Below are 386 nucleotides of genomic sequence, written 5' to 3'. Positions count from 1 at the left end.
CCAGTCCGGTCGTCCAACGGCCCGTCCGGCCCGTAAAGCCCCGTCGTGTGCTCCTCGTCCGGCGTGTCACCGGACGTGCCCCGCGCGGCGCCCGGCCGCCGCCGGACCGTCCCTGCGGGGTCCTGCCCCCGGCCCTCCCCCGGTGGCGGGAGTCCGGGCGCGGGCGCCTCACGCGGGAGGTCCTGGCGCGGCTCCTCGGGCCACCGCCCGAACTCCCGCCCGGGCCCGTGCGCGTCGTCACGCCCGCGCCCGGACTCCCGCCACCGGCCCCACCCGTGTTCGTGCTCGGTCATGCCGTGGCCCCCATGGCGACGCGGAGCGCCGCGATGCCGCGTGAACCGTACGCCTTCACCGAGCCGAGCGATATACCGAGCGTCTTGGCGACC

At 78.0% G+C, this 386-nt stretch carries 2 pseudogenes; both read right to left on the bottom strand.

Annotated features, from left to right (window positions below):
- Positions 1 to 293, bottom strand: a pseudogene (locus SCWH03_RS29735) (hypothetical protein); the annotation flags it as partial.
- Positions 290 to 386 (bottom strand): annotated as a pseudogene (locus SCWH03_RS29530) (SigE family RNA polymerase sigma factor); the annotation flags it as partial. The pseudogenes SCWH03_RS29530 and SCWH03_RS29735, both read right to left, overlap by 4 nt.

Origin of the sequence: Streptomyces pacificus (assembly GCF_011766325.1) — a bacterium.
In the GTDB taxonomy this organism is placed as follows: domain Bacteria; phylum Actinomycetota; class Actinomycetes; order Streptomycetales; family Streptomycetaceae; genus Streptomyces; species Streptomyces pacificus.
The sequence above is the reverse complement of the archived record's forward strand: the minus strand, read 5'-3'. Positions and strand labels throughout refer to the sequence as shown.